This is a genomic window from Brevibacterium casei CIP 102111 (genome assembly GCF_900169275.1).
Lineage (GTDB): Bacteria > Actinomycetota > Actinomycetes > Actinomycetales > Brevibacteriaceae > Brevibacterium > Brevibacterium casei.
The window spans coordinates 149,774-172,194 of sequence record NZ_FXZC01000006.1; the positions used below are offsets into that span (position 1 = coordinate 149,774).

General features: G+C 64.2%; 20 protein-coding genes and 2 pseudogenes. 9 read left to right on the forward strand and 13 right to left on the reverse strand.

Features of this window, described 5'->3' with window-relative positions; all coding sequences use genetic code 11:
• The first annotated feature begins 97 nt into the window (after positions 1-97).
• On the forward strand, positions 98-454 hold the full coding sequence (locus BC102111_RS14195) for an ArsR/SmtB family transcription factor (RefSeq protein ID WP_101624666.1): 357 nt from the start codon (positions 98-100) through the stop codon (positions 452-454).
• Between the two features lie 57 nt (positions 455-511).
• On the opposite strand, the pseudogene BC102111_RS14200 reads toward BC102111_RS14195, so the two are convergent.
• A pseudogene (locus tag BC102111_RS14200) lies at positions 512-655 on the reverse strand (IS3 family transposase); the annotation flags it as partial.
• 239 nt (positions 656-894) lie between these two features.
• Here BC102111_RS14200 and BC102111_RS14205 point away from each other — a divergent pair.
• The 7 genes from BC102111_RS14205 (at position 895) to BC102111_RS14235 (ending at position 7,987) form a co-directional block, all read left to right on the forward strand.
• Positions 895-1,131, forward strand: a complete 237-nt coding sequence (locus tag BC102111_RS14205) for a heavy-metal-associated domain-containing protein (protein WP_017791819.1) — start codon at positions 895-897, stop codon at positions 1,129-1,131.
• Positions 1,132-1,182: 51 nt separating this feature from the next.
• Entirely contained in the window at positions 1,183-3,222 is a 2,040-nt protein-coding gene (locus BC102111_RS14210; protein ID WP_101624667.1) for a heavy metal translocating P-type ATPase, read from the forward strand.
• Between the two features lie 15 nt (positions 3,223-3,237).
• The gene (locus BC102111_RS14215) at positions 3,238-3,669 is read left to right on the forward strand and encodes a cupin domain-containing protein (protein WP_101624668.1); all 432 of its coding nucleotides are present in this window, start codon (positions 3,238-3,240) and stop codon (positions 3,667-3,669) included.
• A 35-nt stretch (positions 3,670-3,704) separates the two neighbouring features.
• Complete coding sequence (locus tag BC102111_RS14220; protein WP_101624669.1) at positions 3,705-4,610, forward strand: NADP-dependent oxidoreductase; 906 nt, start codon at positions 3,705-3,707, stop codon at positions 4,608-4,610.
• Between the two features lie 77 nt (positions 4,611-4,687).
• On the forward strand, positions 4,688-5,275 hold the full coding sequence (locus tag BC102111_RS14225; protein ID WP_232252490.1) for a class I SAM-dependent methyltransferase: 588 nt from the start codon (positions 4,688-4,690) through the stop codon (positions 5,273-5,275).
• Between the two features lie 47 nt (positions 5,276-5,322).
• Positions 5,323-6,051: a Crp/Fnr family transcriptional regulator gene (locus tag BC102111_RS14230; protein WP_026139334.1), complete on the forward strand. Its 729-nt coding sequence runs from the start codon at positions 5,323-5,325 to the stop codon at positions 6,049-6,051.
• A 58-nt stretch (positions 6,052-6,109) separates the two neighbouring features.
• Positions 6,110-7,987 carry a heavy metal translocating P-type ATPase gene (locus tag BC102111_RS14235; RefSeq protein WP_101624671.1) on the forward strand — a complete coding sequence of 626 codons (1,878 nt, stop codon included), beginning with the start codon at positions 6,110-6,112 and terminating at the stop codon, positions 7,985-7,987.
• A 22-nt stretch (positions 7,988-8,009) separates the two neighbouring features.
• Here BC102111_RS14235 and BC102111_RS14240 read toward each other — a convergent pair whose 3' ends face one another.
• The 4 genes and pseudogenes from BC102111_RS14240 to merA form a co-directional block, all read right to left on the reverse strand.
• Positions 8,010-8,321, reverse strand: a complete 312-nt coding sequence (locus tag BC102111_RS14240; protein WP_101624672.1) for a metal-sensitive transcriptional regulator — start codon at positions 8,319-8,321, stop codon at positions 8,010-8,012.
• 24 nt (positions 8,322-8,345) lie between these two features.
• A pseudogene (locus BC102111_RS14245) lies at positions 8,346-8,654 on the reverse strand (hypothetical protein); the annotation flags it as partial.
• 34 nt (positions 8,655-8,688) lie between these two features.
• A protein-coding gene (locus BC102111_RS14250) for an IS3 family transposase (RefSeq protein ID WP_101624673.1) occupies positions 8,689-9,911 on the reverse strand; the annotation gives its coding sequence in 2 pieces (ribosomal slippage) (positions 8,689-9,626 and positions 9,626-9,911; 1,224 coding nt in all).
• Positions 9,912-10,043: 132 nt separating this feature from the next.
• Positions 10,044-11,474: a mercury(II) reductase gene (gene merA, locus BC102111_RS14255; protein WP_101624674.1), complete on the reverse strand. Its 1,431-nt coding sequence runs from the start codon at positions 11,472-11,474 to the stop codon at positions 10,044-10,046.
• Positions 11,475-11,569: 95 nt separating this feature from the next.
• Here merA and BC102111_RS14260 point away from each other — a divergent pair, with 95 nt between their 5' ends.
• Entirely contained in the window at positions 11,570-11,959 is a 390-nt protein-coding gene (locus BC102111_RS14260; protein WP_101624675.1) for a heavy metal-responsive transcriptional regulator, read from the forward strand.
• A 362-nt stretch (positions 11,960-12,321) separates the two neighbouring features.
• Here the strand turns inward: BC102111_RS14260 and BC102111_RS14265 are convergent, their stop codons facing one another.
• From BC102111_RS14265 to BC102111_RS14300, 8 genes are all read right to left on the reverse strand, one after another.
• Complete coding sequence (locus BC102111_RS14265; protein ID WP_146001434.1) at positions 12,322-13,887, reverse strand: hypothetical protein; 1,566 nt, start codon at positions 13,885-13,887, stop codon at positions 12,322-12,324.
• A gap of 350 nt (positions 13,888-14,237) precedes the next feature.
• The gene (locus BC102111_RS14270; RefSeq protein WP_232252488.1) at positions 14,238-16,163 is read right to left on the reverse strand and encodes a hypothetical protein; all 1,926 of its coding nucleotides are present in this window, start codon (positions 16,161-16,163) and stop codon (positions 14,238-14,240) included.
• Positions 16,164-16,429: 266 nt separating this feature from the next.
• On the reverse strand, positions 16,430-16,774 hold the full coding sequence (locus BC102111_RS14275) for a helix-turn-helix domain-containing protein (protein ID WP_101624677.1): 345 nt from the start codon (positions 16,772-16,774) through the stop codon (positions 16,430-16,432).
• Positions 16,775-16,779: 5 nt separating this feature from the next.
• Positions 16,780-17,901, reverse strand: coding sequence for a tyrosine-type recombinase/integrase (locus BC102111_RS14280; RefSeq protein WP_232252487.1), 1,122 nt, complete (start codon positions 17,899-17,901; stop codon positions 16,780-16,782).
• Positions 17,902-18,075: 174 nt separating this feature from the next.
• Positions 18,076-19,674: a M23 family metallopeptidase gene (locus tag BC102111_RS14285; protein ID WP_180960661.1), complete on the reverse strand. Its 1,599-nt coding sequence runs from the start codon at positions 19,672-19,674 to the stop codon at positions 18,076-18,078.
• Positions 19,675-19,730: 56 nt separating this feature from the next.
• A complete protein-coding gene (locus BC102111_RS14290; RefSeq protein ID WP_101624739.1) occupies positions 19,731-20,414 on the reverse strand; it encodes a hypothetical protein in 684 nt (227 codons plus the stop codon).
• A 52-nt stretch (positions 20,415-20,466) separates the two neighbouring features.
• On the reverse strand, positions 20,467-21,483 hold the full coding sequence (locus BC102111_RS14295) for a ParB N-terminal domain-containing protein (RefSeq protein ID WP_101624679.1): 1,017 nt from the start codon (positions 21,481-21,483) through the stop codon (positions 20,467-20,469).
• Positions 21,480-22,409, reverse strand: a complete 930-nt coding sequence (locus tag BC102111_RS14300; RefSeq protein WP_101624680.1) for a hypothetical protein — start codon at positions 22,407-22,409, stop codon at positions 21,480-21,482. The genes BC102111_RS14295 and BC102111_RS14300 overlap by 4 nt, the downstream gene beginning before the upstream one ends.
• Positions 22,410-22,421 lie beyond the last annotated feature (12 nt).

Genomic DNA, 22,421 nt, shown 5'->3' on the forward strand with positions numbered 1-22,421 from the left:
AGTTGCTGTCGTGCCATTCGCCCGACTCCTCGTATTGATGAATGTCTATGTCCCACGCTAACCGTCACATCGATGGTCGTCAATGTAAGATGGGGTGATGAGCACTGCACTGGAGAGCCCGAAGATGGTCGTCGAGGCACCGGCGGAGTGCTGCTCGCTGGCCGCGACCCCGATCGGTGCCGCCGACGCCGAGTGCCTCGCGAAGCGACTCAAAGCGCTGTCGGACCCGACACGGCTGCGTGTGCTGTCACACGTGGCGGCCCAGGGCTGTGAGGCCGTGTGCGCCTGCGACCTCATCGAGGTCCTTGACATCAGCCAACCGACTGTGAGTCACCACCTCAAGAAGCTCGTCGAGGCGGGTCTGCTGACCCGGGAGCAGCGCGGCAGGTGGGCTCACTACACAGTGGTCCGCGAGGCATTTACCGAGCTGCACCAGTTTCTGGATCTGCGCTGAGCCAGATCTGGCAGTCGGTGTGAATTGGCCTGGTTCTTGTTCCGACCGGTTTGTCTGTCAGCCGGTCGGTGACAGAAGCGTCTCGGTTTCAGCGTAGTACGCCTGTTCGACCTCGATCGGAGTACGCATATCGAGTTCCCCGTGGAGACGCTCATGGTTCCACCACCACACGTATTCGAGGGTCGCAAGCTCGACCTGCTCGACCGTCCGCCAGGGCCTTGCTGACGGATCAGTTCGGTCTTGTAGACCTTCATGGCACCCAGCAGATCAACCAAGAAGCGACTCACGGCACCCAAGTAGCTGGTGAGCCACAGAGAGGAGCTCCTAGCACGACTTGATCTAGGTCAAGGCTGAGGCTCTGTCAACACAATAGTCTGGGTCGTAAAGGCCAGGAACCTCCTGGTCGATCCCCGTTTCGGGGTGAAGCGAAAGGACTCATCATGGCGAACGCTACTGACACCACCCACACTCTGCTGCGCGCCGAGGGTTTCTCGTGCCCGTCGTGCGTGACCAAGATCGAGAAGCAGGTCGGCAAGCTCGATGGCGTCGAGAACGTGACGGTGCACTTCGCCTCGGGTCGCGTTGAGATCGACCACGATGAGACAAGAAGTTCCGTCGACGATCTCATTGCTGCTGTCGATAAGGCCGGCTATAAGTCGAAGGCCTCTGCGTTCTAGCCAAACGGCTCCTAACGCACTAAGTTCACCAATTCGAAAGGCGGCACATTCGTGAACGCGTTCCGTAAGTGGCGGTATGGCAACTGGTTCATTCCCGTTGTCTCGGGCCTCCTCATTCTCGTGTCGTTCGGCGTCGAAAAGCTCTTCGGCGGCAGCTGGAACGTCACGGTCGGTCCGCAATGGTGGATCGACGCTGGCGAACACGCCCACGGTTCTGGTCATGTGTTTACCCTTGCGAACGCGTTCATGCTCGCCGCAGCAATTGTCGCGGGGTACGGAATCGTCGTGAAGGCCGTCCGGGCACTGCTCGTAAAGTTCATCAGTATCGACCTGCTCGTATCGATTGCAGCGATCGGCGCGACACTTATCGGCAACTTCTGGGAAGCTGCCGCCGTGACGTTCCTCTTCGCGATCGGTCACGCACTCGAAGCCGGCACGATGAACAAGACCCGTGCAGCGCTCGCTGAGTTGGTCGCGGTGGCCCCCGACGTTGCAGTCGTGATGCGCGACGGTGAGCAGGTCGAGATCGCCGCACATCAGGTGCGCATGGGCGAGATCGTGCTCGTAAAGAACGGAGCGAAAGTTCCCGTCGACGGGCAGGTCGTGTCAGGCACCGGAGCGATCGACGAGGCATCGATCACGGGTGAGTCGATCCCTGTCGAAAAGACGAAGTCAGATCACGTGTTTGCGGGCACGATCTCGCGGGGCGGATTCCTACAGGTCATGGCGACCGGCATCGGAGCCGACACGACGCTCGCGCGCATCATTCACCGTGTCGAAGAAGCGCAGGATGCGAAAGCGAAAACGCAGGCATTCATCGACCGATTCTCGAAGTGGTACACGCCCGCGGTGATGGTACTCGCGCTTGCGGCGGGCCTCATCTCTGGTGACGTAGTGCTCGGCCTCACGTTGCTCGTGATCGGTTGCCCGGGCGCGCTCGTCATCTCGATTCCCGTGGCGATCGTAGCGGGAATCGGCCGCTCGGCCCGCAACGGGATTCTCATCAAGGGCGGCGAGTACCTCGAAACCTCGGCCAAGATCTCGGCCGTCGCAGTCGATAAGACGGGGACTCTCACCGAGGGCCGCCCGGTACTCACCGACATCGTTGTGCTCAATCCTGAAGCGGATCGGCGCGAGGTGCTTCGCTGGGCCGCCGCAGCAGAAGCAGGGTCCGAGCACCCACTTGCCCGCCCGATCCTCGACACCGCACGAGAAGAAGGAGTGGCCCCCGAGGGCCTTCCGGGATCGGTCACACCGGTCGTGGGCAAGGGGATCGTGGCCGACGCTCACGGCAAGCGGGTACTCATCGGTAACGTGCCGCTGCTCGAACAGTACGGGATCGTGAACGACGCGGGGGCGGCTGTGGCTGCGAACAAACTGGCAGCGGCAGGCAAGACCCCCATGATTGTCGCGGTCGATGAGAGCGTGCTTGGCGTAATCGGTGTCGCAGATACGATCCGCGAAGATGCCCCCGAGATGATCAGGCGCTTGCACGCTAGCGGGGTGCAGAAGGTGGTGATGCTCACCGGAGATACGCGCCTTGTCGCCGAAGCCATCGGTGAGGCGGTCGGTATCGATGAGATCCATGCTTCGTTGCTACCCGAGGACAAGCTCGACGCTGTCGCGCGGTTGCAGCGCGAGGGGCACACGGTCGCGATGGTGGGCGACGGCGTGAACGACGCCCCGGCCCTCGCGACCGCCGACATTGGTGTTGCCATGGGTGCAGCGGGCTCAGCGGTGGCCGTGGAGACGGCAGACATTGCCCTGATGGGCGACAACCTCTTGAAACTGCCCGAAGCAATCAGCCTCGCCAAACGCACCGTGAACGTCATGCGCCAGAACATCTGGATCGCGCTCATCACCGTTGTCGTGCTGCTCGTCGGGGTCTTCGCAGGGGGTGTCACGATGGCTATCGGCATGCTCGTGCACGAGGGATCGGTGCTCATCGTAATCCTCAACGCGATGCGCCTGCTGCGCAACACCCAAGGAGCCACTGCGTTGTCGAGGAGTGAACGCGCCCGAGCCGCACATAAAACAGGCCGCCCGGTCGAACCAGCCACGGCCCAGAGTTCATCCGAACTTCCATCTTAAGAAAGGACCACACACATGAGTGAGAACCAGTTCAGCGTCGGCGAGAAGGCGACGCACTTCATCATCGACGAGGTCGCGAAAGCAAACACGAATTTTCGTCAGGTGCTCTGGACGGGAAAGCATTCCCAACTCGTTGCGATGACGATTCCGGTGGGCGGGGAGATCGGCGACGAGGTGCATGACACCACCGACCAGTTGCTGAGTTTTGTGTCGGGCAGCGGAGAGGCCGACCTTGACGGCGAGACGCACACCGTTGATGCTGGCGACCTGTGCGCTGTCCCGGCCGGTACTCGCCACAACTTCCGCAACACTGGCGATGAGCCTTTGGTGCTCTACACCGTCTATTCACCTCCGGAGCACGCAATTGACGCGGAGTATGCCACGAAGGAACTCGCTGATGCGGCAGAGGCTTCGGATGAAGACGCTCCGCCACAGGCAACCACGTAAGTGTCACTCACCTGGAGAATGAGGAGAAGTCAATAATGTCGAAAGCGCTGGTCTTCGCCGCCTATGGCGGCCCCGAGACGCAGGAACTCGTTGAACGCCCCGCTCCGGCGCCTGGGCCTGGAGAGCTCGCGATCGAAGTGAAAGCGGCCGGGGTGAACCCTGCTGACTGGAAGATCCGTGCGGGGCAGATGGGCTCCCACTGGCCGCTTCCCGCACCGATGGGCCGAGAGGCCTCCGGTGTCGTCACCGCCGTAGGCGCAGAGGTCGAGAACTTCGCTGTCGGTGACATGGTGCTCGGCCTCGCGGCCAAAGGACAGGGAACGTTCGCGAAGCACACGGTGTTGGATGCGGCACAAACCGTCCAGAAGCCCGAAGAGCTTTCCTTTGCTGACGCTGCAGCACTGCCTGTCGCAGGGGCGACTGCGTATGACGTGACGCATCAGATCGAGCTGGAACCTGGTCAGACGATGCTGATTCTTGGCGCCGGAGGTGGGGTCGGGCTGATGGCGGCGCAGATCGGCAATGTGCACAAGTTCACGGTCATCGGTGTGGCCAGTGCAGCGAAGCAGGAACTGGTGGAGTCGACCGGCGCGACGTTCGTTGCCTCCGGGGAGGGTGCGGCTGGCCGGGTGCGTGCCATCGCGCCGGAGGGTGTTGAAGTGCTCATCGACCTGGTCGGTGGGCAGGCGCTTCGTGATCTCGCGGTCGTCGCCAAAGACCCGAGCGTCATCATCAGTACCGCAGACCCGACCACCGTGCAGCAACTCGGTGGCGTAGCGGTGGTGCGCACGCGTGAAGGGCTCGAGAAGGTCACCGGCGTCGCCCAGTACGGTCTCGTCGACCCGCAGGTGACGGACCGGTACAGTCTCGATCGGGCTGCGGAAGCCGTCGCCATGGTGGAGGCCGGGCACACTGCCGGCAAAGTGATCATCGAACCATGACCCAGCGGCCTGAGGCACCGACGGACGCCGTATTCACAGCAGTACGGACGTCTGATCCTGTGGCCTCAATAAACCGGGTGGCCGATGCATACGGGTCGCCTGAGGTTGATATCGAGGGCATTCTCGGCGCCGAGATCTCACCGGATGACCCTGACCGTGCGGTCATCGAGCCGTGGGCCGCGGCAGTCGATGGCCCCATTCTCGATGTCGGCGCGGGTACCGGGCGTTGGACCGGTCACCTCGCACGCCTCGGACACACGGTGGAAGGGCTCGAACCATCGGATCGCCTCATCACGATTGCCCGAGCCAGACATCCCGCGGTTGTGTTCCATCACGATTCCATCGAAGATCTCGCCCGCTGCGAGACCCGCTGGGGCGGGATCCTCGCCTGGTATTCGACCATTCACATGAGCTCAGAAGAGCTCTTACACGCGCTCGTAACACTGCGCACTCGGCTGGGTGACGGCGGATCGCTGCTGATGTCCTTTTTCGTGGGGCCGCGGCTGGAGGCATTCGACCATCCGATCGCCGCCGCATACCGGTGGCCGATGAACAAAATGGTCGAAGCCCTCACCCACGCCGGGTTCGAGGTGATCGGGCAGCGCTCGAACCCGCGGACGCCACACGCGTACATCACTGCACGCGCCACCCCTGGCTTCAGCTGAAGCGCGTGTGTTTGCCACGAGTCGCCATACTAGAAGGGAAGGGAAGGATGCCGTTGGCTGTTTCGACCGATGTGGATGCTGATCCAGCAAATGATCTCTGCGTGGCCCGTGTACCACTGTTTCAAGGGCTCACACATGCGCAGCAAGTGGAAGTTGCGGGATTTGCACGTACCGTCCGATTAGACGCTGTCGAGCAGGCGTATACAGCAGGCTCGGATATGTCGCAGTTGATGGTGGTGCACACCGGTCAGGTGAAGATCGCTCGCACAAGTGCGGCTGGGCACGAGCAGGTGATCCGGGTCCTCGGTCCGGGCGACTTCATCGGAGAATCCGCGTTTCTCACCGGCACGAGACCCGATCACGCAGCAGAAGCGCTCGTGCATACCGAACTGTGCGTGTTCCGTCATGCCGATCTCGGGCGTCTCGTCGAGAAGCATCCGAGCATCGGGCTGCGCATGCTGCAAGGAGTGAGTCAGCGCTTGGATGATACTGAGGCGCGGCTGGCTTCTGTCATCTCGGGAAACGTGAGCTCTCGTCTCGCCGATTACCTGCTCTCGCTCCCTGCGACGCCAGGGCCGCGAGGAGCCATCGACGTGACGCTGCCGCTCGCAAAGAAGGACATCGCTTCGCTCCTGTCCACGACACCAGAGTCCCTCAGTCGGCAACTTCGCAAACTCACCGACACCGGGGTGATCTCACAACAGGAACAGGGGCGGATCACGATCACTGATGTGACCGCGCTCACCGCACTCTCAACCCTCACGAAGAGAGACTGAGAACAGCACCGTGCCAGCCCAGACCATCGCCCCACGTACCTCGGAAGCGTCACACGCAATGTCATCGACGGTGGAATTTCTTCGCAACCGCAAGCTCATGATGTTCGTGCTCGTCGGTTTGGCGACCGGGGTTATGCTCTGGCTGACCGGCGCAGAGATGGCTCTCGGGGTCACCGCATACTTGGTGCTCGGTATCGTGATCGTGATCACCGCGATCGACATGTTCAAAGATCTGATGCGTGGGCATTGGGGGCTCGACATTCTTGCGGTCATCGCCATGATCGCGACACTCGCCGTACAGGAATATGTCGCGGGGCTCATCATCGCGTTGATGCTCACCGGAGGGGAAGCGCTCGAAGACCTCGCCGCTCGCCGCGCGAGCCGAGAACTCGACCAACTGTTGAACCGAGCCCCAGCATTCGCGGGTCGAATTCACCCGGTAACAGGTGAGGTCGAACGCATCGCGATCGAAGAGGTGAAAGTCGGCGACGAACTGCTGGTGCGCTCCTCAGAGATCCTCCCCGTCGACGGGGTGCTCCTATCGGATCACGCGACGATTGATGAATCATCCGTGACCGGTGAACCGATCCCGGTGAACTACCGCGCGGGCGACCCACTGCTTTCTGGAACGGTCAACAGCACGACGAGCTTCACGATGCGCGCGCAGAAGGTGGCAGCCGATTCGAACTACGCCTCGATCGTACGGTTGGTCGAGGAGGCCGTGGACTCCCGGGCACCGATGGTGCGACTCGCCGACCGTTATGCGGTGCCGTTCACCATTGTGTCATTGCTGATTGCGGGCTTCGCGTGGTTTCTCAGCGGGGACCCGGTGCGATTTGCCGAGGTGCTCGTCGTGGCGACGCCGTGCCCGCTGCTCATCGCCACCCCGGTCGCGTTCATGGGCGGGATGAGTTCCGCGGCAAAGCTCAACGTCATCATCAAAGACGGTGGCGTGTTAGAGGTGCTCGCCCGGGTCCGTGCAGTCGCATTCGACAAGACCGGCACCTTGACCGAAGGTAAAGCCGACGTCGTCGAGATTCACCCTGCTGCTCGCACCGTAGACGAGACGCTGCAGCTCGCGGCCGCCGCCGAGCAGTACTCCGTGCACGTGTTCGCCGATCCGATCGTGGCATCGGCACGCACACAGCAACTTGAGCTTCCCGAAGTGGTGACGGCCGACGAGGTGGCAACAAACGGTGTCCTCGCCTCCCTGGCAGACGGCACCTCGGTGCGAGTGGGCAAGCCCTCATTTATCGAAGAGGTGACCGGGCCGATCGATCGACCCGTACTCTCAGCTGGGGAGACGGCCGTCTACGTATCGGTCGGTGACGAGCTCGCCGGAGTGATCATCTTGTCCGACCCGATTCGTGAGCAGTCTGCAGACACGGTGTCCCGTCTTCGCCGAGCAGGCGTAGCCGAGATCGCGATGGTGACCGGTGATATCACGTCGACCGCGGAGTCTGTCGCACACGCGGTCGACATTCAGACGGTGCACGCTGAGACCACTCCCCAGACCAAGGTGCGGATTGTGCAGGCGATGCGGCCGAGACCCGTACTCATGGTCGGCGATGGGATCAATGATGCCCCGGTGCTGGCGGCCGCCGACGTCGGTGTTGCGATGGCGGGCAGGGGTGCAACGGTCGCGAGCGAGTCAGCAGCGGCGGTGATCACCTCGAACGACATCGCGCGAGTGGCAGATGTGGCCTATGTCTCGCGGCGCACGGTGCAGATCGCCCTGCAGTCGATCTGGATGGGCATCATCATCTCAGTCGGTTTGATGCTCGTCGCCGCATTCGGCTATTTGCCGGCGGTGGTGGGAGCGCTGCTGCAAGAGATTGTTGACCTTGTGGCCATTCTGTCGGCGCTCCGCGCGCTCCGAGCGCACCGGGGTGCGCGGCGCGAGGGCCCTGCTCGGCGGGAAATGCCGGTAGGCTAACCCGCGAGACCGACTCACACAGTCACGATCGGATCAGCCGGTTGACCGCGGCAATGGACTCCTGAATCTTCTCGTGGGCGGCCTCGTCGCTAAGCTTGGCGGCATCGAGCACACAGTGCTTCAGGTGGTCATCGAGCAGCCCCGTCGCCACCCCCTGCAGCGAGCGGGTGAGCGCACTGACCTGGGTCAGAATGTGGATACAGTACTGCTCTTCGTCGATCATGTTCGCGATGCCCCGGGCCAAACCTTCGATTCGTTTCATGCGCTGCAGGTAGCGCTTCATATCGCCGATACACCCGTGGTGCGACGCATGCGATTCAGCGGTTGATGACATGTGCTGATCCTGGGCTGCGTGAGTTCAGTTCGTGCGTTCGAGCACGGCGCGAGTGCTGGCTTCTGAGCTGAGATCGATGCGGCGCAAGAGCTGGGCATTCAGCGACACGACGATCGTCGACAGCGACATCAGAATCGCTCCGACCGACATCGGCAGCCCGAACCCGACGCGGGCGAGCACACCGGCGGCAAGCGGCACCGAAATCAGGTTGTACCCCGCCGCCTACCACAGGTTCTGTTTCATCTTGCGGTAGGCAGCACGTGAGAGTTCGATCACTGAGAGCACCGAACGCGGGTCAGAGCTGGCGAGGATCAGCCCTGCCGACGCGATTGAATTGGCCCGGTTTCAGTTCCGACCGGTTTTCCTGTCAGCCGGTCAGTGACAGAAGCGTCTCGGTTCCAGCGTAGTACGCCTGCTCGACCTCGGTTGGTGTGCGCATGTCGAGTTCTCCGTGGAGGCGTTCGTGGTTCCACCACCACACATATTCGAGCGTCGCGAGCTCGACCTGCTCAACCGTCCGCCACGGCCCCTGCTGACGAATGAGCTCGGTCTTGTAGAGGTTGTTGACCGCCTCAGCCATCGCGTTATCGAAACTGTCGCCGACAGTTCCGGTCGAGGGCACCGCTCCGAGTTCCGCGATGCGATCCGTGTAGACCATGGCGGTGTAGTTCGACCCGTGATCGGCGTGATGGATGAGCCCATCGAGCCGGCCGCCTGACTGCCAGGCCGCCATATCGAGCGCCTGCATCGGCAGGACCTCAGACTTCAGCGTCGCAGCAACGTTCCAGCCCACGATCCTGCGCGAGTACACGTCGGTGACGAACGCGACATACGCGAACCCAGACCAGGTAGCGACGTAGGTCACGTCGCACACCCAGAGCTTGCGCGGCCCATCCGCGACGAATCTCCGGTTGACTAGATCGGCAGGCAGTGCCGCCGCTTTGTCGGAGCGCGTGGTGAACACTCGCTTTGATTTCCGCACCCCGCGCACGCCCGCGAGCCGCATCAGACGCTCGGTCTGGTCGCGGCCGATCTTCCACCCCTCACGCTTCAGCAGCGCGTGCATTTTCCGGCGTCCGTACACGCCATAATGCTTGGCGTGGAGCTGCTGGATCTCCGGCACGAGGAGTTCATCGCACAGCTGTCTCGCTGACGCGGGCCGCTGTTTCGCGGCCCGGTACCCGCGGGAGGTAAGGAACCCACGAACTGCCGCACGCAGCGTACGACAGAGGAACTCGACCCCGAAACGATCACGATACTCGTCAACGAATCTGATCATTTCGTTCGTGGTCGGTCGAGTTCCTTCGCGAAAAACACGCTCGCAGCTTTAAGAACTTCGTTGGCCTTCTTCAGTTCGGCGTTCTCGCGTCGCAGGCGTCGGTTCTCTTCGGCCATATCGCTCGTGACGCCGGGCGTCACACCGGTATCGATGTCGTAGCGGCGCTGCCACACGCGCAGCGTCTCCGGACTCACTCCAAGGAGGCCACCGACGTGACGGCAAGCCGCGGTCAGAGACCCGTGCTCGGGGCGGGCCTCAGCGAGCATCCGAAGTGCACGCTGACGAAGTTCAGGGTCGTATGTGCTTGGCATCGTAGTTCCATCCTTGTATAAAGATCGGAACTCAACCCAGGCCAATTCAGTGAACCTCGACGGTGTGATGTGCGTCAGCTGCGGCCGCCGTGTCATTGTTCCAGGCGGCCCGCGACAGTTCGGCCCAGCGGGTCATACCGCGCAGCAGGAGAGTTTGGAGACGTCGGTGGTGAATGATTGGGCGGCGATCCTGATGCCTTCGGCCATCGTCAGATACGGCGCCCAGCTTCGGGAGACCTGTTCGAGTGTCATCCCGCCTTCGAGGATGTAGACACCGGTTGCGGCGAGTTCACCGGCGTCCTTGGCGACCGCAGTGAGTCCGAGGATGCGACCGGTGTCGGCGTCGACGACGATCTTGATCAAGCCGCGGGTGTCTCGGTTGACCAGCGCGCGGGGCACGTATGTCAGGGGCAGGACCCGGCAGTCGCACCGGATCCCCGCAGCGAGGACGTCTGCTTCCGTCATACCCACCGCTGCAAGGGCGGGACTGGTGAACGTCACTCGTGGCAGGCGGGCGTAGTCGACAGTGCGGTCGGTGCTGGTGAACGCATTGTCGACGATCATCGCCCCGTGTTGCGCGGCAACATAGACGAACTCGTGGTGCCCGGTCACGTCCCCGGCAGCCCAGACCCGCCGGTTCGTCGACTGAAGTTGGTCGCTGACCACGACTTCTCCGGCCTGGCCGGTGTTGACCTCGACGGCGTCGAGGTTGAGTCCCTCGGTGACCGGGCGACGGCCGGTGGCCACCAGCACCCGGTCGGCTCGGAACTCCTGCTCGGTGCCGGAGACGTTCGCCGTCGCGACGACCTGGCTGCTGGCCGGGTCGCGGAGCATGGAGGTGACCTCGGCGGGTCGAACAACGTGGATGCCTTCGTCGGCGAACACGTCCTCCAGGGCCCGGGAGGCTTCGGGTTCCTCTTTCGATGCCAGCCGGGAGCGGACCAGCATGGTGACCCGGGCGCCGAGTCGGGCGAACAACTGTGCTTGTTCCATCGCCACGTAGCCGCCACCGAGCACGAGCAGGGAGTCGGGGACCTCGGTGAGTTCCATCGCGGTAGTCGAGGTCAGATAGTCCATGGTGGCCAGGCCGGGGATTGGTGCCGCCCAGGGGGCTGATCCCGTCGCGATCAGGTAGTGATCGGCCCTGATCGCCTCAGCCTTGCCGTCACCGGTGACGGTGTGCAGCAACGGGCCGTCCGGGGTCCCGGCGAACGAGGCGTCGGCGTGCAGGACCCGCCACCCATAGGCGTCGGCCACGTCCTCGTACTTCTCACCGCGCAATGATTCCACCAGTGACTGAGTGGCACCGACCAGGCCCGGCATGTCCACGGGGCCGGCCGCCGCCGCGATCCCCGGAAACCGCGCGGCATCGGACGCTGTATGCCGCGCCTCGGCGGCTGCGAGCAGGCTCTTCGAGGGAATGCAACCGGTGTTCACGCACGTGCCCCCGAACGTTGACCGCTCGATCATCACCACCGACTTGCCCAGCCAGGTGGCCCGGATCGCTGCGGCGAAGGCCGCGCCGCCTGATCCGATGATCGCCAGATCGACCTTCGAGCCCATGATGCGTTCCTCCCAGACGTTCGGTTCTCGCCTCCGACCATCATTCTCAACCTTCCACTACACTGGAAGGTCAAGCGAGGGCGGAGGAGGACGTCATGCGTATCGGGGAGCTGGCCCAAGCGGCGGGCACGACTGCCAAGACGCTGCGATTCTACGAAGACCAGGGGCTTCTGCTGCCTGCTGCGCGAACCGCATCGGGCTACCGCGATTATGGCCCGGAGACTCTCGCCCGGCTCGATTTCATCCATCGCGGCCAAGCCGCAGCACTGACGCTCGCGCAGATCCGACAGATCCTCCAGATCCGGGACAGCGGGACGGCCCCGTGTGAACACGTCCGGGAACTGCTGGGTATGCGCCTGGCCGAAGTCGATGAGCAGATTGCCGAACTCGGCCGGCTGCGTGAGACCATCGCCCAGCTACGGGCGGCTGCTGAGGACGTTGAGCCCGAGACGTGCCAGGCGGGTGCGGTCTGTGTCTACCTTTAGCGATTCCGGAGCCTCGTTCGCCTGCGAAGTCCTGTCACCTTGGAGCGGTCGTAGCTGTTCCAGGTAGCGTGGGCGCTACGTTCGAGGAGTCTGCAATCCCCCTAGGTCGGCGTGAATCCGCCGTACAGCTAACGTAAGAATCGTGCATTAGATGCAATTTCCGAGATTACACCGGCAGGGTCCGATGATCGAAGTGACGGAATAGGAGGTTAGCGCTAAGAGTATGCATGGCAGTCAGGTGCGCTCCCAGTGCCTAGCTCTCCGGGGCGGGACGTCCTGAGGTTCCTCGGCGCTGATCGAGTTAGGTATAGGAGCACCGATCACTGCATAACCGACAATGAGACTGCTGAACGAACGTGCGACTAACGGCGTAGTGCGGCTAACGCGTCGTCACAGGCGCTCGCAACTTCGGCAAGGTGAGCTTCGCGAGCGTATCCGCGAAGTTCGCGAATATTACGCACCCAGGTGCGAAGGTCCTCTGACTCTTCTCTAGCGATTATTGCCCTCGCTACTCGGTCCCACTCTTCCTTAGGCCAAGGCGAAGTGCCGTCGAGGCTACTGGCGGCAGTGATTGCGGTAAGTCGAAGGATGGATTGCTTTGCGTCTAGCGATTCAATGCCTTCCGTATAGGTTCTGAACCTGTCTAGGGAGGTGACGAAAACATGCTCTCGCGACTCCGTGGTGACACAGATTGTTCCTAAAGTTGTCGAGCTTAAGAACATGGCACTAAGCACCGCAGCGAGGGTCATCCAGTCCGGTTCAGGTCCACTCGCGTGAATGGTCACGCCTTCGTTACTGACATCAACAGAGTCGCACTTGAGGTTGAATGCTCCCAGTAAGAGCGCGACCGCAGCGTCGCGATCTCTAGATGCCAGGTAATGATTGTATTCAAAATCAACCCCGAGGCGTGCCATGGCAAGTGTGACACCCATGAAGGTAGCTATCGCAGTTTCGAGGTAGGCGAGGAATCGATCAATGAAATGATCCGTCGTGAAGTTGTTGCCATCGATCTTGAGACCGTGCTCGATCAAATCAATGCCAGCGTGTGCTCCGGCGTTACGCAGTGCGGGAGTCAGATTCTCGTCTAAGAGAAGCTCGGGGTGAGCTGATGCGGCTTTTCCTATGACAGCTCCGCCATTCTTGCGATTCAGCCTCACGTACTCATCCGTCGAGTTCGAGAGGGTAGTCGCTAGAGTGTGCTTCAATACGCCGTCGCGAAAGGTGGCCACCGCTTCGACTGCCCGATGCGCTACTTCGAAGTCGCTGCCACCTTCCGCAAAAATCCCTTGATGAACAGACGCGGCCGCGCTCCCGAGAAACGCCGCCGCACGAGCGTGTCGACGCTTCCATTCCTCAGACTGCGCGAAGTCCTTGCCGCCTATCCCGACAGCGGCATCCGAAGCGGACATGATTTGAGTGAAGGAATCCAGATCGAAGGAGGCCAGAGCCATGGAGTGAATAGTGTGCGCCTGGAGCCCCATGCCCTCTGAGGCAGACTCCCATCCTGCTCCGATCCTTAATGCCTGGTCCAGTTCCTTTAGGGAGTGCTCATGTCCTGCAAGTTGTCGTGCAGACTGGCCAATCCTGTTGAGCGCTTCCGAGGGCGATTCTTCCGAGAAAACCTCGTCAGCTTGGTTTATACGGTTGAGATCCGCGAGTATGGTCGCTGCCTCGTCAAAAATCTTGTTGCCCTGGCGTTCAAGCTCCTGGGCTGAGAGCATGTCGGGTGCTCTTAATGCTTCGACGAAAAGATCAGAACCCTCAGCGAACTTCCGAAGCGCGTTACCTATGATTCTGCCGCGATTTCGCTGTGGCCTTGGCAGTTTGTTCTGCCAAGTGGCTACCAGTTGATCCAGCAAGGCAAATGCTGCCACCAATGAGTCGGCGGTGCGGTCTGTCCGGGAGGCATCGGCCAGGGCTTGGAGCACGCGCTTTATCGCTCGGTCTTGTTCCGTAAGAAGGTTGTCTAGTTCAGGAGAGATATCGTGATCCGGTGGCCGTCGCTTATCCCGAAACTCAACGACGAGGCGTTCTCGACGCTGGAGGTCGTGCTGGACCTCATGGGGTTTCGGTTGTGCCCCACAGTCGTGGCATTCTCGCGCGAGCAACCGCACTCCGTCGCATCCCGTGCAGGTTATAGTGCCAAACTTCAAGAGCAATCCTTCTTTGCGCTTCCGTCGCCCCATATATGCTCCTGCTGCCTCCGTTTTGAACTAGGTATCTCAGTAGATCATGAAGCACTGACATGGCGGAGGCGGCCAGTGCTGGCGATGGTCCACTAGCGCATCGTCGCGTAGGTGTTCCAGGAGGCCCCGGCGAGTGCGGCCCAGCGGGTGGCGGTGCCGATGCTGATGCCGATGAGGGAGGCGAACACGGCGGGCGGGGTCGTGGATGCCAGGTGCAGAAGCGCGGTGTTCCGGCTGGCTCGGGTGGTGATCCCGAGCCGGTTCATGCGTGCCATGAGCGACGTGGGGTGCAGGTGGGTGCCGGCGTTCTTGCCGGTGAACAGCCACCGGCCATCGGCCAGGGTGCTCGCGGTGCCGAACGGTTTGGCGACTGGTAGCGCGGTGACGAGGGCGTCCAGGGGCGGGATGAGCAGCAGCGGCTCGGGGCCGAGGGCGAGGTATGTGTCGCCGTCGCGGGTCTCGATGTCACTGGTGGTCAGGGCGGCGATCTTCGCGGCGGGTTGGGCGTAGAGCAGGATCAGGCAGGCGGCGGCGCGGTCCTCGATGCTGGCGGCGTCCGGGTCGTGCAGGAGCCGGCGGGCCAGGGCGAACTGTTCGTCGGGGTCGATGTCGTGGCCGGGGTGCTTGGGCACGACGGGATCGGGGAGCCTGATGTGTCGGAGGTAGCCGCCTCGTTTGAGCCACCGGATGAAGATCAGTCGGGCGTCTCGGCTGCTGCTGAGCCAGGCGTCGACGCAGGCTTGCGGGCAGTCATCGAGCGTGTGGCCGCTGTCGGTGAGGTAGTCGAGGAAGGCGTGCGCGGTGTGGATGTCGCCCCGGCAGCGGGCTGCGACGTGGGCGGTGATGCGGCCGTGACGGTCGGCCTTGGCGCGGCCGGCGACGTGCCAGCGGGCGTAGCGGGACAGCACCCCGCGCAGTTCGGGGTCGGTGATGTCGGCGACGGCTTGGGTGGCGTAGCGGTGCAGCCGGGCGGCGTTCTCGTCGCGTGGCGGGAGCGCGCCGGCGGCGACGAGCATGGCGCGCAGGTAGGTCACCGAGAAGACCTGCGGGCGTGCGTCGAGGGCATCGTGCGACAGGTCGATCCGGCCCTGGGCGATGTCGGTGAGCAGGCGCAGGCTGGCGAGACTGTGCCAGTTGTTCAGAAGGGACCGGGGCTGTTTCAGCTCGGTCAGCGCGTCGCGGACGCTCTTGAGCTCGGGGCGGATCGTCCCGTCGGAGCCGGTGAGTGCGGCGTCGATCTGCTGGGCGGCTTGGCAGGCGAAGCAGCGGGGCCTGCCGTGGTTGGTGGTGCGTCGGCCGAGGGCCTGCTGGCCGCAGAGGGAGCAGTCGATCATCGGCGCCTGGTAGCAGGTCGGGCAGATGTCCGGTGTCGTGTCGGTGGCCTTCAGCGCGACCCGTCTGGACCGTCCGCAGATGCCGCAGGGCTTCGTGGGATGCCGGTAGCAGCGGACGCAGAGATTGCGTGATCCGTCGCGTCGTCCACCGGCTCTGACCGCCAATGGCCCGATGGTGCCGCACTCGTCGCAGGCGTCCTCGGCGGCGCGGGTGCGGGCGTAGCAAGTGCCGCAGATCGCGTCCCCCTCGGCGGTACGGGCGTTGACCCGGCGGCTTCGTCCGCAGCCGATGCAGGCCTCACGCCGTCCTCGCTCGGCGCGGCATCCTCGGCAGTAGCCCAAGCCGTCGTCGCGGGAGCGGGTGAGGACGCGGGTGCGGCCGCAACTCGCGCAGACTTCCTGTGGGCGGTCGTGCTGGTGGCAGCGTTCGCAGATCGGGCCGTGGCCGTCGGTGGTCTTGATGCGCTGGTTCTCGCGTCCGCAGCGGGAGCAGGTCGCGGTGCGTACGCGGCTGTAGCAGCTCGTGCAGATGCGCTCACCCTCGCCGTGGGTGTGGAACAGAGTGCGGGGCCGCGAACACAGCGCGCACGAGGGCGAGACCAGCCCGGTCACGCCGGCGGCGATAGCGGCGTAGAGGAACTCACCGACGGCCTTCGGCATCCGCGACCCGCCGGTGGTGAGCACGCCCGGATCAGCGACCAGGTGCTTGGTGAGCTGTGACCGGGCGGCAGGTGCCGCAGCGACCTTGGTGAGCAGGCCCTCGACCAGCTCGCCGGAGACGGTGGTATCGACGGTGTGCAGCAGGCCCAGGATCGTCGCGTGCTGCTGCTCGCGCTTGACGGCGAGACGGGCGGCGGCGAGCCACGTGTCGCTGCATCGGCACCGCGGGCCGGCAACGTCGGAGCGTTGGATTGGCAGACCACAGGCAGCGCAGCGGCGGGCGCTGGTGCTCAGGACTCCTCAGCGCCGCGGATCGTGGCGCGCCTCGGACGGTTCTTGCTCGGCTTCGGCGGCGTGGCCGCCCCGGTGGTGCCGGTCTTGCGCCCGCGCTGCGAGGACGACGCGACGTAGGGCGCGATCAGATCGCTGGGCGTGACGCCGAAGATGTCACAGAGCGCAGCCAAGAACTGCATGTTCAACCGTTCGGGCTGCCCGACCACGATCCGGTAGACCTGCGTGGAGGTCATCACCACGCCCCGATCGGCCAGCAGCGGCACCAGATCGGTGGTGGACTGCATGCCGTGCTCGTTCATCACCTTGCGTAGATGCCAGTGGTAGGCGACGGTCTTCGTCATGATGGTCAGCCTTCCTCGATCGCCGATGGTGGGGTGAACGCCGCGTCCAGGGCGCGGCGCAGGGTGCGGTTGCGGTAGTCGCCCGAGACGCCGGTGTAGAGGGCGGTGGTCGAGCCCCAGCGGTGCCCGACCTGCTGTTGGACGAACAGTGGGTCGAAGCCGTCCTCGATCAGATGCGTCACGTACGAGTGCCGCAGACAGTGCGGGTGCAGCACCGGGTCCAGGCCGAGGTCGTCGCGCCACTCGGCGAACCGGTCGTCGATGTGCTTGAGCCGGATGCGGCCCTGTCGCTCGGTCGGCCACAAGATCGCCTCGTCCGCGATGTCGAACCGGGGACGGACCTCGGTGACGTACTCCTCGATCACCGGCCGGGTCCAGTCGAACACTGCCAGTACCGCTCGGCGGCGAGGCGGCGAGCCGCGCATCGCCTTGCCCCAGCGGACGTTGCAGACCCCGAACCGGCCGAACTCCGGGCCTTGAGGGTTGCGGGTGAAGTCGTGCAGGTCGAGCATCGCCGCCTCGCGGCGGCGCAGCCCGAAGGCGTAGATGATCTTGAACAGCGTCGCGTCGCGGAACAGCGTCAACCAGCCCTTGCGCCGCGATGAGCGTGCCCGGTCCACCAGGTCGTCGGCGTAGTCGAAGAACGACTGCAACTCGGTCCGAGACAGCGGCCGCACCGCCGCACGACCCTCGTGGTCGCTGGCGTGGACGGCGGTGTTCCACTCATGGCACACCTGCACCGGATGGGTGCCGAACAGCTCCACGCACCGATCCGCCCACCCGTAGCGGTGATCGGTCAGATAGTCGCAGAACATCGCCACCGCGTTCTGATACGCCCTCACCGTCGAGACCGACAACGGACGAGCCCCCGAGACCATCGAGGTCGTCCACTCCTCGACATCGGCCGGGGACCACTCCCACGGCGACGTGCCGCAGAAGTCCGCGAACCGCCGCACCTGCGAGGCCCTGGTCCTGATCGTCTGAGCCCGCAGCATCCGCGAGGTCTGCTGCGCCGACCAACCCGACACCATCTCTTCGAACACCTGCTCCGCGGGCCGCAGCAGCGTCACGCCGCCGATCGACGGCGACGCCTCCGAGCCAGGCCCCTGGCCATCCGTGAACACCACACCACGACCTTACATTAAATGTACGAATCATGCATCAAATGTAAGATCAAGCGCGAAAGCCCTGGTCAGATAGGGGTGCAGCGGTTAGGTTGGAGACACTCGCGATCCCGCAGATCAGCGTGAATCCGGCTTACATCTAACGTAAGAATCATACATTAGATGCAACTTCGGACATTACTCGACGGCCGAGAGATGGACATGGTCGTAGTGACCGCCAGTAATCGACTCTGCGTCGTGCATGCCGCCGCCGTCGTAGTCGCGCCATCCTTCGTCGGCGCGACCAGCGGACCAGATTTGTCCCTGCCAGATCAGGTAGTCGATCCCGAGAATGTCGGCGTGTTCTTGGAGCCAGTTGGTCACGGCCCAGCCGAGTTCGAGCGCGTCGCCGGTGGCGGCTTCGCCGATGGCGTTGCCGAAGGTCCCATCACAGGCCCGACCGAGGGGGTGATCGGATGCTTGCCCGGGCCGGGGTGAGTAGCAGACCCAGTGCGAGTCCGGGAAGGCTGTTTGGACTTGGTCGAGGATGTGAGCAGTCCGTGCGGTGATCTGCCCATTGCTGGTGGGGTCGTCCACCAGGGCGTCGGGGTCATCGCCGGTGAACGGTTCGGGAGCGTCTGCCTCGCCGTACTTGGGCGTGCAGCCGGGCCCTGGTGGGGTGGTCTGGTCACCGCCAGTGATGCCCTCGGCATCCTGGTCGAGCAGCCATTGCTCGGCGTCGACGGTCTCAGCGTCCTGTCCGCCGGGGCGGATCTCCAGATGCAGGTGCGGGCCGGTGGAGCGGCCGGAGGAGCCAACATCGCCGATGTGCTGACCGGCGCGCACCGTCTGCCCGTCGGTGACGTGGATACCTGTCTCCCACATGTGCACGTACGTGCTCGTCACTACCTGCCCGGCCACGGTGTGTTCCAGGACGATGACCCCGCCGCGGGCCTCGGTGTAGGAGGCCGAGACCACCCGCCCATCGGCCAACGCGAACAACGCCGTGCCGTCGGGGGCGGCCCAGTCCGTACCAGCGTGGAAGGACCGCTCACCGGTGAAGGGGTCGGAGCGCCAGCCCCAGTCGGAGGTCTTGACCCAGGTGCCCTCTGGCAGCGGGAAGACGACCCGGTTGGTCTCCGGCACCGAGCTGTCGTCATCGCCTGTTCCGGTGGGTGGTGTGCCGGTGAGGGTGGTCAGGATGGTCTCGGCGACCGGTCGATAGTTCTGATACCGGTCGGGGTGCGCGGAGCGTTCGACGGCCTGGGCGGCCTCGCCGGGGTCCATGTCCCGCCAACCGTCGATGTCCAGCAGGCCCGGTGGATCGGGGTGGTTAGGGCCCTCTGGTCCGCCGTAGAAAGCGCGGGCCTGGTAGTCGGGACGCATGAGTTGAGAGACGGTGCCCCAGCCCATCTCTGGGCGCATCTGAAACAACCCGAGGGAGTCGTGGTCGGAGCCGTCACCGTCGTTGGGCCACAGGATCGAGTCCGGGTAGGCGGTGCTGTTGGCCAGTTGCCGCAGACCCGATTCGGTGAGCGCGGCCATCAGCGCGATCAGCACGCCTCGGTCATCGATCCCCTCGGTCTCGGAGCCGATCTCGATGATGGTGGCCGCGTGCTCCAACTGGAACCGCACCAACGTGATCGTCTCGCCGTTACGCGTAGTAGCCGTCAACGAGTCCGGGACCTCCTCGACATCCAGCTCGGCGTCCCCGGGCGCGCAGACGGTGGCTTCAGCGCGGGAGGCCGGATTCAACAACACCCCGACCGAAAGGAACACCACCGAGGGGCCGAGCATCACGGCAGCGGCGAGGAGAACGAGCAATGCCTTCTTCACCAGTCACACCCCCGGCCTCACGTGAGGGGGTTGTCGAGCTGGGACAACCGCAGGAGATGACAGGTCTGCTCTGGTGGGCAGGCGATGAACACGGTGAACGCCACCGGGTGCACGCTGGTGACCTGTTCGTCGTTCCAGAGCCCGTTTCGGTGGCGCGTGCCCTCGATGGTGTACGCCACCGCACCTTCGGGGAGCTGGTCCGGCTGTGCTTGTTCCAGCGCGGTGTCCCACGCCTCAGGGACATAGATGTTCTCGATGGTCAGGTGCTGTGCGGTGGCGTACTGACGCAACTCGATCCACGCCTGCCGATTCGGGAGGTAGGCGGCGACATCGGAGGCCAGCCCTGCCTGCTCTTGGCCGGTGGGGTCGCCGACATCGAGGATCACGCTGGTGTAGTCGAGTGGCATGAACCCTGAGCCGGTGTCCCATTTGAACAGCGCGGTGGCGACGTTGCGGGCGAAGGTCTCCGGATCGGCCGAGGCGCGCACGACTGGAAGTCGCGGTGGCGTGGCCGGTACCGGGTCGCCTGGCGCGGTCACCACCGGATCGGACGGCCCGTCGTCGTCCTGGCTCTGGTCGGGTGGTCCGGTGATCAGACCATAGATGCCGATGCCGATCAGGATCAGCAGGATCAACGCGCCAGCACCGGCAGCGATCAGGCGGCGGCGAGTGCGGGGCTCAGAAAGATCGGGAGTCTTCATACCCACCAGGTGCACCATCGCCACCTGAGCAAGCGCGGGATAATAGAGGTGGCTAGAGGGCGCGCAGGTGCGGACGTGCCAGGTCGGGCTCGCCGTCGTCGGTGAGTTCTTCGCAGGCGGCGCGCAGTTCCTCGGCGAACTTACTGGTGCCCTCGGCTGTGGTCAGGAACGAGGCGATCTGCTCATCGGTCAGTTCCGCGGCGAGGTGTTCGACGTCGTAATGGGTCCACCAGTCAACGAGTTCTCCCCAGGTGAGCACGAACGCCCGCACCGGATACCGGGCAGGCTCACCGTCGTCATCGGTCACCTGCCTCGGGCGCGGCGTGCGCTTGGCAGTCTTCATCTGCTTGGCGCGGGCCAGAGCGTCAGTAGCGAGCCGGTGCAGGTCAGCCTCCCGGTCGTCCCTGGCGGTCTCGGCCGCGTCGCGGATCGCCTCAAAGATCGGATGCACGGCCGCACCGCCGTCGATTCGCTCCAGCTCCGTGCTCACCTGCGCGCGTAGTTCGGCGGGTTGGGCGGGGTCCTCGGCGATCTTCTGGAGGTAGCCGATCTTCTCCAAGGTCGTATGCGAGGCACCGCCAGGGATCATCGCTGCCGCCTGCTCGCGTGTCCTGCCAGTCGGTCCAAGCGACGGGGGTGCAAATTTTGCACGCCCGTCAGCACCAGGCTGGTTATCGGAACTGAACCGGGTCGCCTGCTCACGGCGGGCGGCGTCCTCGGCCATCAGCGCCTTCAGCTCTCGGTACAAGCCGGCGGCCTCGGTCTGGGTCAGCGGCTTGTGCAGCGCGTTGTCGTCCTGCTCAGCCAGGAGATGTCCGAGGCGGTCAGAGACGCCGGAGCGGACCCAGACGTTGACCTTGCGCCAGCTGAGCTTCTTGATCGCGGCCAACCTCCTGGCCCCGCACACCAGCACTCCTTCAGGGGTGATCGTGATCGGCTGCAACAGCCCTTCGCGGTCGATCGAGGCGGCCAGTTCGTCGATATCACCCAGCTCGGTGCGGTGCCGGCGCCCGACGTGGATGGACTCAACGGTGCGTTCCAGCTCGATGTAGCCCGCCGGCGCGCTCACGACTCCTCACCCCCGCGAGTGTTGCGGTTGCCGGGTGCGGCCAGCGAGATGGTCAGAATGAGGTCGTCATCGCGCAGCAGCACCGGCAGGGTTTCGCCGATCAGCAGCCGCAGCAGCACACCCCGGCCGGCGCTCGTGGTGGCGTAGGCCGGGTGCGGGTTGCCCAGCAGTGCACGTAGCAGCGTGGTCCAGGAGCGGCGTGGGATGTCGAGCAGGGCGCGGGCGTGCTTGTCGCGGCGCAGGCTCTCGTAGGCGGTCTGGCGGGTGCCGGTCTTGGTCAGCGCCACGCAGACATGCTCCACCCCGGCCCTCGCAGTGGCGGGGTCCCAGCCCAGCAGCGTGAACAGCGCGATGGCGTCCTCGGCCGCCGACCCGGCAGACATGCACGCCTGGTCCGACCCGCGCCCACCACCGTCGGAGCCCGCAACGGCAGCGTCCGTCTCTGCGTCCGTGTTGTCGTCGTGGCTGTGGGGGTCGGTGATGTGGAAGGCCGGGTGGTAATCGGTCAGGGGGTTCTCGCGGTCGGAGAACCGCTCCGGGTCGTGGAACGCCGAGACATGTGGGCGGCGGGCCTGGTGGACCGAGCAGAGCAGGCCTTGGGCGCGCTCTTCGAAGATGCAGGTGATCCGTACAGCATGAGTGATCACCGCCCACGGGTCATGCGCCTCACGGGCGGCGCGAGTGCGCATCACATCGAACGCGGCCGATGCGGCCTCCCACGGGTCCAACCCGTGCTTGCGCGCGAGTGGTTCGTACTTCTCGGCTGCGTAGGCCATCAGCTCCGCAGCAGCCGGGTTGCGGGTCCACGCTCCCGGTCCGGCGTCGTGGAGCAGGACCAGCAGGGCGCGAAGTCCCTTGCTGGTGGTGAAGTCCTTTCCGCTCTCGCCGTCAGGAGCGTGTGGGGTGGTGTGAGTTGTAGTGGTCATGGTTGAGGCACC

Coding starts and splice junctions, on each gene's coding strand:
- BC102111_RS14205 (WP_017791819.1), top strand. CDS start 895: ATGGCGAACGCTACTGACACCACCCACACTCTGCTGCGCGCCGAGGGT.
- BC102111_RS14260 (WP_101624675.1), top strand. CDS start 11,570: ATGCGTATCGGGGAGCTGGCCCAAGCGGCGGGCACGACTGCCAAGACG.
- BC102111_RS14220 (WP_101624669.1), top strand. CDS start 3,705: ATGTCGAAAGCGCTGGTCTTCGCCGCCTATGGCGGCCCCGAGACGCAG.
- BC102111_RS14195 (WP_101624666.1), top strand. CDS start 98: ATGAGCACTGCACTGGAGAGCCCGAAGATGGTCGTCGAGGCACCGGCG.
- BC102111_RS14230 (WP_026139334.1), top strand. CDS start 5,323: ATGCCGTTGGCTGTTTCGACCGATGTGGATGCTGATCCAGCAAATGAT.
- BC102111_RS14290 (WP_101624739.1), bottom strand. CDS start 20,414: ATGAAGACTCCCGATCTTTCTGAGCCCCGCACTCGCCGCCGCCTGATC.
- BC102111_RS14215 (WP_101624668.1), top strand. CDS start 3,238: ATGAGTGAGAACCAGTTCAGCGTCGGCGAGAAGGCGACGCACTTCATC.
- BC102111_RS14285 (WP_180960661.1), bottom strand. CDS start 19,674: ATGCTCGGCCCCTCGGTGGTGTTCCTTTCGGTCGGGGTGTTGTTGAAT.
- BC102111_RS14275 (WP_101624677.1), bottom strand. CDS start 16,774: ATGACGAAGACCGTCGCCTACCACTGGCATCTACGCAAGGTGATGAAC.
- BC102111_RS14300 (WP_101624680.1), bottom strand. CDS start 22,409: ATGACCACTACAACTCACACCACCCCACACGCTCCTGACGGCGAGAGC.
- BC102111_RS14235 (WP_101624671.1), top strand. CDS start 6,110: ATGTCATCGACGGTGGAATTTCTTCGCAACCGCAAGCTCATGATGTTC.
- BC102111_RS14240 (WP_101624672.1), bottom strand. CDS start 8,321: ATGTCATCAACCGCTGAATCGCATGCGTCGCACCACGGGTGTATCGGC.
- merA (WP_101624674.1), bottom strand. CDS start 11,474: ATGGGCTCGAAGGTCGATCTGGCGATCATCGGATCAGGCGGCGCGGCC.